Origin of the sequence: Streptosporangium sp. NPDC000239 (assembly GCF_040300765.1) — a bacterium.
Taxonomy (GTDB): domain Bacteria; phylum Actinomycetota; class Actinomycetes; order Streptosporangiales; family Streptosporangiaceae; genus Streptosporangium.
Map to the genome: position 1 here is coordinate 93,776 of NZ_JBEPEI010000005.1, position 15,088 is coordinate 108,863.

At 71.7% G+C, this 15,088-nt stretch carries 15 protein-coding genes; 6 read left to right on the forward strand and 9 right to left on the reverse strand.

Annotation, left to right across the window (positions count from 1 at the left end; translation table 11 throughout):
* Positions 1 to 34: 34 nt before the first annotated feature.
* A complete protein-coding gene (locus ABT340_RS15355; protein ID WP_352011725.1) occupies positions 35 to 1,543 on the forward strand; it encodes a carboxyl transferase domain-containing protein in 1,509 nt (502 codons plus the stop codon).
* A gap of 10 nt (positions 1,544 to 1,553) precedes the next feature.
* Here ABT340_RS15355 and ABT340_RS15360 read toward each other — a convergent pair whose 3' ends face one another.
* Genes ABT340_RS15360 through ABT340_RS15375 form a run of 4 tightly spaced genes read right to left on the reverse strand, consistent with a single transcriptional unit; the run spans position 1,554 to position 4,161 of the window.
* Positions 1,554 to 1,985, reverse strand: a complete 432-nt coding sequence (locus tag ABT340_RS15360) for a hypothetical protein (protein ID WP_352011368.1) — start codon at positions 1,983 to 1,985, stop codon at positions 1,554 to 1,556.
* Positions 1,982 to 2,443 (reverse strand): hypothetical protein, encoded by a 462-nt coding sequence (locus ABT340_RS15365; protein WP_352011369.1) that lies wholly within the window; start codon positions 2,441 to 2,443, stop codon positions 1,982 to 1,984. The genes ABT340_RS15360 and ABT340_RS15365 overlap by 4 nt, the downstream gene beginning before the upstream one ends.
* A 9-nt stretch (positions 2,444 to 2,452) precedes the next feature.
* A complete protein-coding gene (locus tag ABT340_RS15370) occupies positions 2,453 to 3,271 on the reverse strand; it encodes a carbon-nitrogen hydrolase family protein (protein ID WP_352011370.1) in 819 nt (272 codons plus the stop codon).
* On the reverse strand, positions 3,268 to 4,161 hold the full coding sequence (locus ABT340_RS15375; RefSeq protein ID WP_352011371.1) for a DUF418 domain-containing protein: 894 nt from the start codon (positions 4,159 to 4,161) through the stop codon (positions 3,268 to 3,270). The genes ABT340_RS15370 and ABT340_RS15375 overlap by 4 nt, the downstream gene beginning before the upstream one ends.
* 205 nt (positions 4,162 to 4,366) lie before the next feature.
* Here ABT340_RS15375 and ABT340_RS15380 point away from each other — a divergent pair, with 205 nt between their 5' ends.
* Positions 4,367 to 5,536 carry a pyridoxal phosphate-dependent aminotransferase gene (locus tag ABT340_RS15380; RefSeq protein ID WP_352011372.1) on the forward strand — a complete coding sequence of 390 codons (1,170 nt, stop codon included), beginning with the start codon at positions 4,367 to 4,369 and terminating at the stop codon, positions 5,534 to 5,536.
* Positions 5,537 to 5,545: 9 nt separating this feature from the next.
* Here the strand turns inward: ABT340_RS15380 and ABT340_RS15385 are convergent, their stop codons facing one another.
* Complete coding sequence (locus tag ABT340_RS15385; protein WP_352011373.1) at positions 5,546 to 6,490, reverse strand: LysR substrate-binding domain-containing protein; 945 nt, start codon at positions 6,488 to 6,490, stop codon at positions 5,546 to 5,548.
* Between the two features lie 96 nt (positions 6,491 to 6,586).
* Between ABT340_RS15385 and ABT340_RS15390 the strand changes: the two genes are divergently transcribed.
* Both ABT340_RS15390 and ahpD read left to right on the forward strand, forming a co-directional pair.
* The gene (locus ABT340_RS15390) at positions 6,587 to 7,141 is read left to right on the forward strand and encodes a peroxiredoxin (protein WP_352011374.1); all 555 of its coding nucleotides are present in this window, start codon (positions 6,587 to 6,589) and stop codon (positions 7,139 to 7,141) included.
* The gene (gene ahpD / locus ABT340_RS15395) at positions 7,141 to 7,677 is read left to right on the forward strand and encodes an alkylhydroperoxidase, AhpD family (RefSeq protein WP_352011375.1); all 537 of its coding nucleotides are present in this window, start codon (positions 7,141 to 7,143) and stop codon (positions 7,675 to 7,677) included. Before ABT340_RS15390 ends, ahpD begins: the two co-directional genes overlap by 1 nt.
* Before the next feature lie 66 nt (positions 7,678 to 7,743).
* On the opposite strand, the gene ABT340_RS15400 is transcribed toward ahpD, so the two are convergent.
* Positions 7,744 to 9,315 carry an MDR family MFS transporter gene (locus ABT340_RS15400; protein WP_352011376.1) on the reverse strand — a complete coding sequence of 524 codons (1,572 nt, stop codon included), beginning with the start codon at positions 9,313 to 9,315 and terminating at the stop codon, positions 7,744 to 7,746.
* Between the two features lie 81 nt (positions 9,316 to 9,396).
* Between ABT340_RS15400 and ABT340_RS15405 the strand changes: the two genes are divergently transcribed.
* Positions 9,397 to 9,966, forward strand: coding sequence for a TetR/AcrR family transcriptional regulator (locus ABT340_RS15405; protein ID WP_352011377.1), 570 nt, complete (start codon positions 9,397 to 9,399; stop codon positions 9,964 to 9,966).
* On the opposite strand, the gene ABT340_RS15410 is transcribed toward ABT340_RS15405, so the two are convergent.
* Entirely contained in the window at positions 9,958 to 10,887 is a 930-nt protein-coding gene (locus tag ABT340_RS15410; RefSeq protein ID WP_352011378.1) for a cation diffusion facilitator family transporter, read from the reverse strand. The genes ABT340_RS15405 and ABT340_RS15410 overlap by 9 nt on opposite strands.
* Before the next feature lie 290 nt (positions 10,888 to 11,177).
* Between ABT340_RS15410 and ABT340_RS15415 the strand changes: the two genes are divergently transcribed.
* The gene (locus tag ABT340_RS15415; protein WP_352011379.1) at positions 11,178 to 11,903 is read left to right on the forward strand and encodes a thioesterase II family protein; all 726 of its coding nucleotides are present in this window, start codon (positions 11,178 to 11,180) and stop codon (positions 11,901 to 11,903) included.
* Between the two features lie 220 nt (positions 11,904 to 12,123).
* Here the strand turns inward: ABT340_RS15415 and ABT340_RS15420 are convergent, their stop codons facing one another.
* Positions 12,124 to 13,014, reverse strand: coding sequence for a glycoside hydrolase family 16 protein (locus tag ABT340_RS15420; protein WP_352011380.1), 891 nt, complete (start codon positions 13,012 to 13,014; stop codon positions 12,124 to 12,126).
* Positions 13,011 to 15,050: an acyltransferase family protein gene (locus ABT340_RS15425; RefSeq protein ID WP_352011381.1), complete on the reverse strand. Its 2,040-nt coding sequence runs from the start codon at positions 15,048 to 15,050 to the stop codon at positions 13,011 to 13,013. The genes ABT340_RS15420 and ABT340_RS15425 overlap by 4 nt, the downstream gene beginning before the upstream one ends.
* Between the last annotated feature and the right edge of the window lie 38 nt (positions 15,051 to 15,088).

The following is a 15,088-nucleotide window of genomic DNA, read 5'->3' on the forward strand; positions in this document are numbered from 1 at the left end:
ACCCACCCTGCCGCGCGGGCCGGAGAGCCGGGGTATGAACCTCGTGCGTCCCGACGCCCGCGCGCTGATCGACGCCTTCCTCGACCCCGGGACGTGGCGGTCGTGGGACCGGACGCCCGCCGATCCCGCACCCGAGGGTTCCGGCTACGCGGAGGAGCTGGCCCAGGCCCGCGCCAGGAGCGGCTACGACGAGTCGGTCGTCACCGGGGAGGGGCTGCTCGACGGCCGCAGGGTGGCCTTCGCCGCCTGCGAGTTCTCCTTCCTCGCCGGATCGATCGGGTTCGCCGCCGCCGAACGGCTCACCGCCGCGATCGAGCGGGCGACCGCGGAACGGCTCCCGCTGCTGGCCGCCCCGGCCTCGGGCGGCACCCGGATGCAGGAGGGCGCCCCGGCCTTCGTGCAGATGGTGAAGATCACCGCCGCGGTCGCCGCCCACCGCGCCGCGGGCCTGCCGTACCTGGTCTATCTGCGGCACCCGACCACGGGCGGGGTCTTCGCCTCGTGGGGGTCGCTTGGACACGTCACCATGGCCGAGCCCGGCGCCCTGATCGGGTTCCTGGGCCCCAGGATCTTCGAGTCGCTGCACGGCTACCCCTTTCCCGAGGGCGTCCAGGTCGCGGAGAACCTCCTGGCCCACGGCCTGCTCGACGCGGTCGTGCCCGCCCCTGAGGCCAGGCGGCTCGCCGTCCGGGCCCTGTCCGTGCTGTGCGCCCCGCGTGAGGTACGGCCCGCAGGGCGGGAGCCGGACGAGCACGTCCCCCCGGTCCAGGCGTGGGACGCCGTCACCCGTTCCCGCAGGGACGACCGCCCCGGCGTGCGTGAGCTGCTCGGGTACGGCGCCCGCGACGTCACCCCGCTCAACGGCAGCGGCGAGGGGGAGGCGGACCCCGGCCTGCTCATCGCGCTGGCCAGGTTCGGTGAGGCCCCGGCCGTCGTGCTCGGCCAGGACCGGGGCCGCAGAAGGGTCACGGCCCCCTTCGGTCCCGCCGGGCTCCGGGTCGCCCGGCGGGGGATGCGCCTGGCCGCGGAACTGGGCCTGCCGCTGGTCACGGTGGTCGACACCCCGGGGGCCGCGCTGTCCAAGGCGGCCGAGGAAGGCGGCCTGGCCGCGGAGATCGCCCGCTGCCTGGCCGACCTGGTCACGCTCGGGGCACCGACGGTCTGCCTGCTGCTCGGTGAGGGCGCCGGCGGCGCCGCCCTGGCGCTGCTGCCCGCAGACCGCGTGTTGTGCGCCCAGCACGCCTGGCTGTCCCCGTTGCCGCCGGAGGGCGCCTCGGCGCTGCTGTACCGGAGCGTCGACTTCGCCCCGGAGACCGCCGCCGCGCAACGGGTGAAGTCGACCGACCTGCGGCGCGACGGCATCGTCGACCGGATCATCCCGGAGTTGCCCGACGCCGCCTACGAGCCGGAGGCCTTCTCCCGCAGGGTCGCGCACGCCCTGGAACACGAGATCGCCGGGCTGCTGCGGCCGGCCCCGGCCGACCGGCTCACCGCCCGCCTGGCGCGCTACCGGGCGCTCGGCGGGCGGGCGGACCCGGCCTGAGGCCGGGACGTCACGACTCCGGCTCGGCCGGGGTGAGGGACAGGGGGACGCGCTCGACGCGGATGGAGAAGACCTCGTCACGGGGGACGACGACCTCGTAGGCGCCGTGGTCGACCATCCAGTAGCCGAGCGCCTCGGCCTTCAGCCCGCTGTGACCGGTGTAGGCGATGTGCAGGCTCTCCTCGCCGTTCTCCTCGGAGACGTCGAGGACCAGGCACGGCTCGCCGCCGAACGCCCCGACCGTGCGCACCAGCACCAGCCACTCCAGCTCCTCGCGGGGCACCACGGCCCGCCAGTAGCCGGAGAGACGTTCGAAGCCCTGCCGGGCCTCCTTGGCGAACAGCACGACCTCGGAGTCACCGGGGCCCAGCGCCGCGACGTGGGTCCGCTCGCCGTAGCGCGCCAGGAAACCGGATGCCACCGGTTCGATCACGTCGCTCACGAGGCCCGCCGCCAGGCGAGGCCGTCGTAACGGCCGAACAGGCGCTCTTCGCCGGGTGTCACGTGGATGATCTCGGCTCCCGCTGGGATCGGCACGGGTGTGGTGTGGAACTGCGGCACGACGTGCTCACGCGAGGTGGTGAAGCCGTTGCCCGCGAACGGGGGGACGTCGTTCCAGTCGCCCCCCATGTGCGGGCCGTAGGGGACGGCGTAGGCGTCGACGTCACGGGCGAACCAGCGCATGAGGTACAGCTCCGGGACGGCCGTGGTCAGCTCGGAGCCCTCGAAGCCCAGGTCGAGGCCCGCGAAGAGCTGGGCGGGCGTTGTCAGGCGGGCGCAGTCCTGCACGCGGTAGACATATCCCGATATGACGCTGCGCCTGCCCGCGAGATAGGGCACGAGCAGTCGGGGCGGGATGACCTTCTGCATCTGCGTTCTACGCCCAGGTGGCTCACTCACGGTCGCATTTTACGATCTGCCGACCTGAAGCCGCCGGTGTTCCAAGCAGGGCAGGGCATTCCGGGTGGCAATCGTGACCTGGGGGTCGAGCACGCACGTCCGCACCGCGGGCGCGGGCCCCAGGTCGGTGTGGACGACGCCCATCGGGTCGACGAGCATGCTCCTGCCGATCCCGAAACCGTCGGCGGCCTCGGGGTTCGGCGCCTGCCCGACGGCCGCGACCCAGGTGGTGTTCTCGATCGCGCGGGCCCGCACCAGGGTCGCCCAGTGCTCCTCCTTCATCGGGCCCGACCCCCAGGCGGCGATCACCGCGAACAGGTCGGCCCCCCGGTCGGCCAGTGCCCTGCCCAGCTCGGGGAAGCGGACGTCGTAGCAGGTGACCAGGCCGACCCGAAGCCCGGCCAGCTCGACGACCACCGGCTCCTCACCGGGGACGACCAGCTCCGACTCCTTGGCGCCGAAGGAGTCGAACAGGTGGATCTTCCGGTAGGCGGCCAGGAGCGCGCCCGTCTCGTCGAGGGCGACGGCGGTGTTGTACACCCGGCCCCGCCCTGTCTCTCCGGTCCCGGCCTCTCCGGTCTCGAACACCCCGGCGACGACCGCGAGGCCGGACTCCTTGGCGGCCTCGGCGAGCCCGGTGACGAACGGCCCGTCCAGGGGCTCGGCCAGGCCGGTGATCCGCCTGCCGTACCGGGTGAGGGTGGCCTCGGGGAGGATCGCCAGCTCGGCGCCGTCCTCGGCGGCGGAGCGCAGGGCCTCGCGGGCGCGGGACAGGTTGACGGCGGGGTCCTCGGAGACCGGGATCTGGCACAGTGCGATGCGCGTCACGTCCTCGACCCTATCCGGCGGTTGGGCACCCGTTCCAGCCACGTCAGGCATCGCCATCCCCACTCCAGCGGGCCGTAGCGGTGCCCCCGCAGCCACGCCCTGCTGAGGAACACCTGCGCGGCCAGTACGGTGACCGTCAGCGCGACCACCGTGATCCTGGTCGGGTCCGCGGCCAGCAACGGCAGCGCCGCCAGGATGACCAGGGTGCTCGTCAGATAGTTCGTCAGCGCCATCCGGCCGAGCGGCGCCAGGACCGCCAGCAGCGGCCCGCGCGCCCGGGTCCGCAGGAGCAGCAGCAGCCCCGTGCAGTAGGCCGTCGCGGCGGCGAGCCCGGCCGTGGGGTAGAGGCCGCGGAAGTAGAACGTGCGGTCCCCGGCCGTCGCCCTGACCCACAGGTAGCCGAGGACGACGGCCAGCGCCGTACCGGCCACGAAGACGGGCCCCACCGGCCACCGCGGCGGCCCGTACTCCATCATCGCCATGCCCAGCAGGAACAGACCGGGGATGAGGATGACGCCGCCGCCCTCGCGCACCCCCCACACCGTCACGACGATCCCGAGCAGCAGCACCCCCCGGCGCGGCAGGAACGAGGCGGGCAGCAGCACCAGCGCCCCGAAGATCGCGTACGGCAGGAGCACCTCGCCCGGGTTCACCGTCTGGTGGAGCAGGCCGAGCACCCCGAGCACGGCCAGGCGGCGCAGCAGCACGAGCCTGGGACGGCCGGTGCGCGCGGCGGCCGAATCGAGGAACAGCACAAGGCTCATCCCGAAAAGCACGGAGAAGATTGGATAGAAACGGCTCTGTCCGAGATTCTCCACGACCCAGTCGACGGCACCGCGCTCGGCGCCGGGCACGCGCTCACGAAGGTGCTGCCAGGTGTTGACCAGCATGATCCCGCACACTGCGAACCCGCGTAGCGCGTCCAGCCCGTGGAGCCTTCCGGATGCGGGAGCCGTATGGGTCACAGGAAACAGACGTATCACCGCGCAATCCATCTCGCCTAGACGACCTCTGTCATAAGACGACAAGCCCATACAAATCTAGGTCGTCGGGCTGGCACTCGATCTGTCACGCGCCCCGGTCTACTGTTGCCGTGTGAACGATCCCCTGGTGGCGCGGATGCGCGCGTTCGGCACGACGATCTTCTCCGAGATGTCGGCGCTCGCCGTACGGACCGGTTCGATCAATCTGGGACAGGGCTTTCCCGACACCGACGGGCCCGCCGCGATGCTGGAACGCGCGGCGGCGGCGATCAGGGAGGGGGCCAACCAGTACCCTCCCGGCCCCGGCGTCCCCGACCTGCGCCAGGCCGTCTCCGAGCACCGCAAGGCCTGCTACGGCCTCGACTACGACCCCGACGGCGAGATCCTGGTCACCGTCGGCGCGACCGAGGCGATCGCGGCCTCGATCCTGGCGCTGTGCGAGCCGGGAGACGAGGTGATCGCCTTCGAGCCCTACTACGACTCCTACGCCGCCGCCATCGCCCTGGCCGGGGCCGTGCTGCGCCCGGTCACCCTGCGCCCGGTCGAGGGACGCTTCACCTTCGACCCGGCGGAACTGCGCGCCGCCGTCGGCCCGCGTACCAGGGCGATCCTGGTCAACTCACCGCACAACCCGACGGGGACCGTCCTCACCCGCGCCGAGCTTGAGGAGATCGCCCTGCTGTGCGGGGAGCATGACCTGGTGGCCGTCACCGACGAGGTCTACGAGCACCTCACCTTCGACGGCGTCGAGCACATCCCGCCGGCCACCCTGCCCGGCATGCGCGAGCGCACCGTGATGATCTCCTCGGCGGGCAAGACCTTCTCGGTCACCGGCTGGAAGACGGGCTGGGTGTGCGGGCCGTCCCCGCTCGTGCGCGCCGTGCAGACCGTCAAGCAGTTCCTCACCTTCACCGCCTCGGCCCCCTGGCAGCTGGCCGTCGCCCACGCCCTGCGCCACGAGATGGAGTGGGTCTCCGGGCAGCGCGCGGCCCTGCAGGCCAAGCGCGACCGCCTGACGGCCGGGCTGTCCGCGGCGGGCTTCGAGGTCTACCGCCCCTCGGGCACCTACTTCGTGCAGACCGACATCCGCCCCCTCGGCTTCACCGACGGCCTCACCCTGGCCCGTGAGCTGCCGGACCTGGCGGGCGTGGTGGCCATTCCCACCCAGGTCTTCTACGCCGACCCCGGACGCGGCAGCCACTTCGTCCGCTTCGCCTTCTGCAAGAAGGAGGAGGTCATCGACGAGGCCGTCGCCCGCCTCGGCCGTCTGGCGGGCCGGTGAGCGCGCCGTTCAGCCGACGATCCTGACCGGCAGGCGTCTGGCGCGCAGCGCCGAGCGGACGGCCCTGGCGAGCAGGCCGTACTCGGCGGACCTGGCCGAGCTGGCCCGGTAGGCCAGGCCGATGGTCCTGCCGGGGGCGGGGTCGGCGAAGCGGCGCAGCGCCAGCCGTACCCGCTTGCCCGTCTCGACCGGGACCGCCGACTCGGGCAGCAGCGTCACCCCGAGACCGCCCGCGACGAGCTGGACCAGGGTCGGCAGGCTGGTGGCGTAGGTGGCCGCCGTCGCCCGCGCGCCGACCTCACGGCACACGTCGATGGCCTGTTCGCGCAGGCAGTGGCCCTGGTTGAGCAGCACGATGTCCAGCCCCTTGAGCGCCTCGCGGTCCAGCGGCGTGTCATCCCCGGCCATGGGATGGTCGGGGGAGAAGGCGAGCAGGAAGTCCTCCTCGTAGAGGGGCTCCTCGACCAGCCCGGTCACCTCGGTCGGCAGCGCGAGCATCACCATGTCGAGACGGCCCTCACGCACCTCCTCCAGGATGGTCTCGGTCTTGGCCTCGTGCACGGTCAGCTTGAGCCTGGGGAAGCGCCGCGAGAACATCGGCAGCAACGCGGGCAGCACGTAGGGGGCGACCGTGGGGATCACCCCCAGGTGCGCGGGGCCGTTGAACGGCTCCCGGTTCTGGGCGACCTCACCCATGAGGTCCTCGACCGCCTTGAGCACCCGCGCCGCGTGCACCGCGACCCGCTCGCCCGAGGGGGTCAGCAGGACCTTCCTGGTGGTCCGTTCGAGTAACCGGGTGTGCAGGGTCTCCTCAAGGGCGGAGACCGCGCTCGACAGCGCGGGCTGGCTCATCCGCAGCGCGGAGGCCGCCTCCCGGAAGTGCAGATGATCGGCGACCGCGAGGAATGCCCGCAGTTGAGCGAGGGTGGGGGTTGGCTCACTGATAAGGATCACCTGTCAGATTCGTTCGACTGCTCGATTTCTCGAATCAATGCTAGGTGCGGCAGTCTGGGCTCCGACAACGACGTCCCCTGTGAAGGAGAACCGGACTTGCTCACCATCGGTGACCGCTTCCCTGAGTTCGAGCTGACCGCCTGTGTCTCCCTGGACGCGGACAGCGCGTTCGCCCAGATCGACCACAAGTCCTACGAGGGCAAGTGGAAGGTCTACTTCGCGTGGCCCAAGGACTTCACCTTCGTCTGTCCGACCGAGATCGCCGAGTTCGGCCGTCTCGAAGGCGAGTTCGCCGACCGCGACGCCCAGGTCCTGGGTTTCTCGGTCGACTCCGAGTTCGTCCACCACGCCTGGCGCAAGGACCACCCCGACCTGCGTGACCTGCCCTTCCCCATGCTGTCCGACATCAAGCGGGAGCTGTCGTCGGCGCTGGGCATCCTCGGCTCCGACGGTGTCGCCCAGCGCGCCACCTTCATCGTCGACCAGAACAACGAGATCCAGTTCGTCATGGTGACCGCCGGTTCGGTCGGCCGCAACGTCAAGGAGGTCCTGCGGGTCCTCGACGCCCTCCAGTCCGACGAGCTGTGCCCCTGCAACTGGAACAAGGGCGAGGCCGGTCTGGACGCGAAGCAGCTGCTGGCCGGCGTCTGATGTCCGTCGACAACCTCAAGGGCGCCCTTCCTGAATACGCCAAGGACGTCAAGCTCAACCTGGGTTCGCTCGTCACGACCTCCTCGCTCGGCGAGCAGCAGCTCTGGGGGACGCTGCTCGCCTGCGCGGCGGCGACGAGGTCCCAGCGCGTGATCGCCGAGATCGCGGCCGAGGCGGCCGACGTCCTGTCCGCCGAGGCGTTCAGGGCGGCCAAGGGCGCCGCCGCGATCATGGCGATGAACAACGTCTACTACCGGTCGATGCACCTGATCGGTGACGAGACCTACGCGACCATGCCCGCCAAGCTCCGTATGACCATCATCGGGAACCCGGGCGTGGACAAGGTCGACTTCGAGCTCTGGTCGCTCGCGGTCTCCGCGATCGGCGGCTGCGGCCGCTGCCTGGAGTCCCACGAGCAGGTGCTGCGCAAGGCGGGGCTGCCCCGCGAGCAGATCCAGGAGGCCATCCGGATCGCCGCGGTCGTCAACGCCGTCGCGGCGGTGCTGGAGTCGGAGGCCGCTCTGGCCACGGTCTGAGACAGCGAAGAAGGGGCGGGTGTGCACCCGCCCCTTCTTTGTGCCTGCCCTTCTTCGTGTCTGGCGTCAGCTCGCGTCGGCGAGGTCGGCCTGCGCCGCGGGCACCGCGCCCCGCGCCGAGCGCAGCGGGAGTTCCTTGAGCATCAGCGCCGCCAGCGCGGCCAGTACGGCGATCGGCACGCCGACCAGGAAGACCGTGTGGATGGCCCGGGTGAAGGCCTCAAGGATCACTTCGAGCACCGGCGCAGGCAGACGGTGAATCGCGGCGGGGGAGCCGAGGCTGGGCGCCGTGCCACCGGTCAGGGGCAGATGGGCGGCCTTGGCGAGGGAGACCAGCTCGGAGGAGAGCCGGTTGGACAGGATCGCGCCGAACGCGGCCACGCCGACCGCGCCGCCAAGGGAGCGGAAGAACGTCACGCCGGAGGTGGTCGAGGCCATGTCGGCGCGGGTGACGGCGTTCTGCGCGGCCAGGATCAGGATCTGCATGGAGGCGCCGAGCCCGACGCCGAGCACCGTGATGTCGACGCCGACGCTCACCAGTGAGCTGTCGACGTGCAGCCGGGAGAGCAGGAACAGCCCGAGGCCGACCAGCAGCATACCCACGACGGGGAAGGCCTTCCAGCGGCCGGTCCTGGTGACGAAGCGGCCGACGGCGATGGAGGAGGCGAGCAGGCCGAGCACCATGGGCAGCGTCATCAGGCCGGAGGCGGTCGGGCTCATGTTCTTGACGATCTGCAGGTACTGCGGCAGGAACATCAGCGCGCCGAACATCGCGGCGCCGACCAGCAGCGAGGCCAGGCAGGTGAGCACGAAGGTGTGGTTGCGGAACAGGTGCGGGGGCAGGATCGGGTCGGCCGCCCGGCGCTCGGCGACGACGGCCAGGCCGAACAGCACCAGGCTCAGCGCGCCGAGCCCGTAGGTCCAGCCGGAGCTCCAGGCGAACTCCTTGCCGCCGAGTGACAGCAGCAGCATCAGCGCGGTCGTGCCGCCGGTGATGAAGGTCGCGCCCCACCAGTCGACCTTGGCCGCGCGGTGGGACGGCGGCAGGTTGAGCACCCGCTGGATGACGAAGAAGGCGACCACGGCCAGCGGCACACAGATCCAGAACGTCCAGCGCCAGGACATGTTGTCCACGACGAAGCCGCCGAGGAGCGGTCCCGCGACGGTGGAGACGCCGAAGACCGCGCCGATGTAGCCGGAGTAGCGGCCCCGCTCCCTCGGCTCGACCACGTCGCCGAGGATGATCTGCGGCAGTGCCGCCAGGCCGCCCGCGCCGATCCCCTGGACGGCCCTGGCCGCGATGAGCTGGCCCATGTCCTGGGAGAAGCCCGCGGCGACCGAGGAGAGCACGAAGACCAGCAGGGCGGCCTGGAACATGAACTTGCGGCCGTACAGGTCCGACAGCTTGCCCCACAGCGGGGTCGAGGCGGTCATGGTCAGCAGCGTCGCGCTGGCGACCCAGGCGAGCTGGTCCTGACCGCCGAGCGTGCCCACGATCGTCGGGAGCGCGGTCCCCACCACGGACGTCGAGATCATCGACGTCAGCATGGCGAGCATCAGGCCGGCCAGGATCTCCAGCACCTGTCTGTGGGTGAACCTCGGGGCCGCCTCGGCCTGGACCTGTTGTTCGGTCAGCATGGACCATCCCCCAATGTATGTACGATACACATGAAGTTAGTAGACGCTTGTTTACCCGTCAAATCTGGAAGGAATGGGAAAGTGGACGAGATACGGCGTCGTGACAGGGAGGGCACAAGGTGCCGCATCCTGGACACCGCCCGCCGTCTGTTCGCCGAACTCGGCTACGACCAGGTGACGATGCGGCTCATCTCCGCCGAGGCGGGGGTCAACATCGCCCTGATCAACCGCTACTTCGGCACGAAGCGGGAACTGTTCGCCGAGGTGCTGGCCGTACGGGGGCGTTTTCCCGGGGTGCTGGACGTCCCGCGTGAGCAGCTGCCCCGGCGCCTGGCCGAGTACGTCGCCGACCTGCTCGGCTCGCGGGAGGAGGGGCCGGTGCTGGCGACGCTCAGCCGTTCGACGGTCTGCCCGGAGATCCACGAGATCGTCAGGGACCGGGTCCGTTCGGCGATCCTGGAGCCGCTGGCCGCGTGCCTGCCCGCCCGGGAGGCCCTCCTCGGGGCGACCGCCGCCACCGCGCTCGTGGCGGGCGCGGGCACGCTGCGCCAGCTCTTCGGGCCGGGCGCGTTCGACGAGGCGGGCAGGGAGGCCGTGGTCGCGCGGTTCACGAAGGTCTTCGAGGCCTGCCTCGGGGAGGCGTCAGGCTGACCTGTCGCGGCCCGCGGCGATCCGGCAGGCGGCGCCCGGGACGTGGTCGACCTGCAGCGTGCTGTGGTCGATGTGGAAGCGCTCGTGCAGCAGGTCGGCCAGTTCGCGGCGGACCCGGTGGCAGTCACCGCCCGGCGCGACGGTCACGTGCGCCGACAGCGCGGACAGCCCGCTGGTCACGGTCCACACGTGCAGGTCGTCGACCCCGGTGACCTCGGTGTGGGCGGCGATGGCCGCGCTCACCTCAGCCGGGGGCGCGCCGGGAGGCGCCGCCTCGAACAGGATGCGCCCGGCCTCGCGCAGCAGGCCGTAGGCGGCCTTGCCCATCAGGGCCGCCACGACCAGGGCGGCGATCGCGTCCGCCCTGCCCCAGCCGGTGAGCCAGACGACCGCCCCCGCGACCGCGGTCGCCACGAAGGCGTACATGTCGTTGAGGATGTGCTGGAAGGCGCCCTCGACGTTGAGGCTGCCGCGGTCGGCCCTGGCGATGAGCCAGGCCGCGGCGGCGTTGACCCCGATGCCGACCAGCGCCGTGCCGAGGACCAGCGCCCCCGTCACCTCCGGGGGCTGCAGGAGCCGCCGGACGCCCTCGTAGACGAAGTAGACGACGAGCGCCACGAACGTCAGCCCGTTGATCGCGGCCGAGAGGATCTCGGCGCGTTTCCAGCCGAAGGTGTAGGCGCCGCTGGCGGGACGGGCCGCCATGCTCATCGCCACCAGGGCCAGGGCGATGGAGGCCGCGTCGGTGAGCATGTGTCCCGCGTCCGAGACCAGCGCGATGGAGTTGGCGATGACGCCGACCACGACCTCGGCCGCCATGAAGACCGTCAGCAGAACGAGTGCCGCGACCAGGTAGCGACGGTCGGAGTTCGCCCCGTGGCCGTGCCCGTGTCCATGCCCATGTCCGTGGCCGTGACCCATCCCGAGACCCGCCTCATCAACACTTGAACAGTTGCTCAGACGTTAAGAAAGGTAAGCCTAACGGAACAAGATCTGAAGCGCGGAGGCACCGGCAGGACAGGAAATGCGCGACCCGCACAACACTGGTTCCCCACCCGTCACCCGGGAATCCCCGCACCCCGCACTGTCCGGTGCCGGTCATCTCCGAAACAGCCCAAGTGGCCGTCCCCCTCGCGCCGTCCGCACCCGGGGGGCGATCATGGAGGGACGGCCGCCGCGCCGCCCCAGTCCACAGCACGGAAGGAACCAACATGACCTGGCTGCGTACCCTCAAGCCCAGGCCGAGGGCCACCACGCGGCTGATCTGCTTCGCGCACGCGGGCGGCTCGGTCACCGCCTACCGCGACTGGCCCGACCTGCTCCCCGGATCGGTCGAGCCGTACGGCGTGCAGCTGCCGGGCAGGGCGGACCGGTTCGGCGACCCCATGCCCGCCGACATCCACGAGATCGTCGGCCCCGTCGTCGAGGAGATCCGGCCCCTGATGGACCGGGACGTCGTGCTGTTCGGGCACAGCATGGGCGCGATCGTCGCCTACGAGACCACCAGGGCACTTGAAGCCGGGGGGGACGGCCCCGTCCGGCTGTTCGTCTCGGGAAGCGCCGCCCCGCACGAGCCCAGACGCAGGCGGGAGATCTCCTCCTACGACGACGAGGCCTTTCTGGCCGAGATGACCAAACTCGGCGGGACCGAGCTTGAGATCCTCTCCCACCCGGCGATGAGAGAGGTCGTCTTCCCCTACATCAGGGCCGACTTCCGCCTGGTCGAGGAATACCGCCACACCCCCGGGCCCGCGCTGCGCACCCCCATCTCCGTCATCGTCGGCGACACCGACCCGGTGGTCACCCCGCTGCAGGCCAAGGAGTGGCAGGCCCGCACGGAGTCCGGCTTCTCCCTGACGATCCTGCCCGGCGGCCACTTCTACCTCCAGCCCCAACGCGCCGCCGTGGTGGCCGAGATCCTACGGAGGATGGGGTAGGGGGTTGTGTCTCTTTGCTCCGCCTTCGGCGTCGCGGGTTGTGTCTCCTTGCTCCGCCTGCGGCGTCGCGGGCTTGGGCGCTTCGGGTCGGTGCTTTCCCTCGTCACTGCGTCGCTGCGCTCCTGCGTTCCTCAGTCCAAGCACCGACGCGCCCAAGCCGAAACCCCTCACACGTGGCACCGGGAAAGCATGAGACGAAACTTCTCGCATTTGGGGGTGTTCATGCCTTGGGGGCGGGTTTGGTCTTCACCGAGACGTAGTCGATGAGCATGGGGCGGCCGGGGACGGTGGCGGGGGTGGGGCCGCCGCCGAAGGCGTTGGGGAGGCCGCCGCCCACGGCGACGTTCAGGATCAGGAAGAAGCCGTGCGCCGTCGCCCTGCCCCAGGTCTGCGGGTCCATCCGGGTGGCGGCGACGGTCAGGACGGGGGCGTCGTCGAGATACCAGCGGATCTCCTTCTCGTCGATCTCCACGGTGTAGCGGTGGAAGCTCCCGTGACAGGACGGGCAGGGACGCTCGCCGGAGCCGATACCCGAAGGCTCGCCGCACGGCCCGCCGGGCATCACACCGCAGTGCATGGCGGCCATGACCGAGGGACGGCCGTTGACCGCCTCCATCACGTCGATCTCGCCGATGGCGGGCCAGCCGGTGTAACCGTCGCGCAGCGGGGCGCCCAGCATCCAGAACGCGGGCCAGTAGCCCGCGCCGTCCGCCGGGGTCACCGCCGGGAGCCGGATCCTGGCCTCCACACGCAGCACGCCTCCCGGTGGGGGCCTGAAGTCGGAGCGGGCGGTCTCCACCCGGCCCGACGTCCAGGCCCCCTCGCGCAGCAGCGGGGTGATGGCCAGGTTCCCCGCACCGTCGAGGGAGACGTTCTCCGTCGAGTCGGTCATGGTCTCGATCTCCCCGGTGCCCCACCGGGGGGCGGGGCAGCCGGGATAGCAGGTACCGAGGTCGTGCAGCCACCCCTGGGGAAGCGGGGATCCGGCGGCCCCGGAGAAGTCGTCACGGAAGATCTCGGTCCAGCGTGCCTCCCGGGCCTCCCGGCCGGGCCCCGAGCACCCGGCCAGGAGGACGACAAGGGCGAGGACCACCCGGGTGGCGGGCCTCACAGCACCGTGGGGATCAGGTCGAGGTCCTCAAGGTCCTGCTCGATCCGGGGAGCGAGCCGTACCGCGAGGGTGTCGGTGATGTGCGCGTCGTCGCGGTAGAGCACGATGCCGTCGAGCGCCGCGGGGCAGGTGGCCGAACCGGAGTCCTCCGGGCACAGCAGCGGCGTCACGTCCAGCAGACGGACCCCCGGACGTCCCCCCGCGGTGATCTGCTCGGCCAGCGGATCGGGGCGCAGCCCGGCGGCGCGCGGGAACGCGCAGCCGGAGACGGGACCCCCGGAAAGACAGGCGGGCACGTCCTTGCCGGGCAGCGGCGTGTCACGCAGGTAGACCAGCGAGGCGCCGAGCCGTGACAGCGGGGTGAGGGTCGAGTCCCAGGCGCGGGTCAGCGCGGCCCTGTCGGTGGTGTACGCGTTGAGCGAGGCCAGCAGGATCAGCCGGGGCGGAGCCTCGCTCGCCAGCCGTTTCATCGCGTACTCCCGCCAGGCGTCGCACTCGCGGTACTCCCTGCCCAGCCGGGGGTCGACGACCGTGAGCCGGGGCAGCGGGCAGCCGGGCTTGGTGAGGACCTCCAGGGCCCACCCTCTCCGTACGGCGATGCGCTCGGCCGCGGCGAACCACTGGCCCGCGTGGGAGTCGCCGATGAGGACGACCCTGTCCTTGGAGGAGGTGTCGCCGAACAGGCACGGCGGGCTCGTCGTCGCGGTCAGCGCGATCTCGCAGCCCTGGGACTTGGGGAAGTCGTTCCTGGCCTGCGCGGGTGGCGGGCGCAGCGCCGTACCGGGGGTGTCCGGTGTCTCGGCCGACTGCGCCACGGTGACCGTGGTGGTCGTGGAGCCCTGCACGATCCCGCCGTTGAGCAGGAGCGCGGCGGCGACGGGCACGGCCATCGCGCTGGTGCCCAGGGCCAGGCCGCGCCGGGGCAGCGCCGCCACGACCCGTGACGTCCGCAGCGGCTGTTCGACCAGCCTCAGCGTCAGGGCCGCGGGAAGCGCGCAGGCCAGCACCAGCGCCAGCCGTACCGGCCACGACTGCTCGCCGAACGCGGCCTCGGTGAGGACCAGGACCGGCCAGTGCCACAGGTACCAGGAGAACGACAGCCGCCCCGCCAGCCGGACCGGTGCCCAGGACAGCGCGGCTGAGACCGGCGAGCGGAACACGATGACCGCCGCCGTGCCGAGCGTGGGGACCAGCGCGGCCGTCCCCGGGTACGGCGTCTGCGGGCCGAGCGCCACGATCGACCAGGCGACCGCGGCCGCCCCGGCCAGGCCGAGCGCCCCGGAGACGACCCGCAGGGAGAAGCGGGGGACGTCCCGGTGGCCCTCGCCGCCTCCGGGACGCGCGCCGAGACGCCCGCCGTACGGCGTGAGCAGGGCGGCCAGGGCACCCACGCCGAACTGCCAGGCACGGGAGGGGGAGGACAGGTAGGCGAGCGGGGCGCTGGTGCCCGTCCACCACAGCGCGAGCGCGAACGAGACACCGGTCAGCGCCACGACGGCCACCGCGATCGCGGGCAGGGGACTGCGGCCGAGGCGGCGCGCCACCAGCACGAGCACCAGCAGCAGCGGCGCCCACAGGAGGTAGAACTGCTCCTCGACGGCCAGTGACCAGTAGTGCAGCAGAGGACTCGGGTCCCGCGCGGCGGCCAGGTAGTCGGTCTGGCCCGCGACGAACCGCCAGTTGGCGAGATACAGGGCGGCGGCGACCACGTCACCGGCGACGTCGGTGCCGCGCAGCGGCGGCAGCAGCAGCCAGGCCCCGGCCGTCGTGGCGAGCAGCACGACCCCGGCGGCGGGCAGGATGCGCCTGGCTCTCCTGGCGTAGAAGTCCGCCAGCGAGAAACGGCCCTCGGCCGAGATGTCGCGCAGCAGCAGACCGGTGATCAGGAACCCGGAGATGACGAAGAACACGTCCACCCCGGCGAACCCCCCGGCCATGCCGGGCACGGTCGCGTGGAAGGCGAGCACGGCCAGGACGGCGACCGCCCGGAGCCCCTCGATGTCCGGCCTGAAGCCGAGACGGTAGCGCGGCGTCACGGCAGCAGCGGGGGCAGTACGGCGAGGCCGGAGGCGAG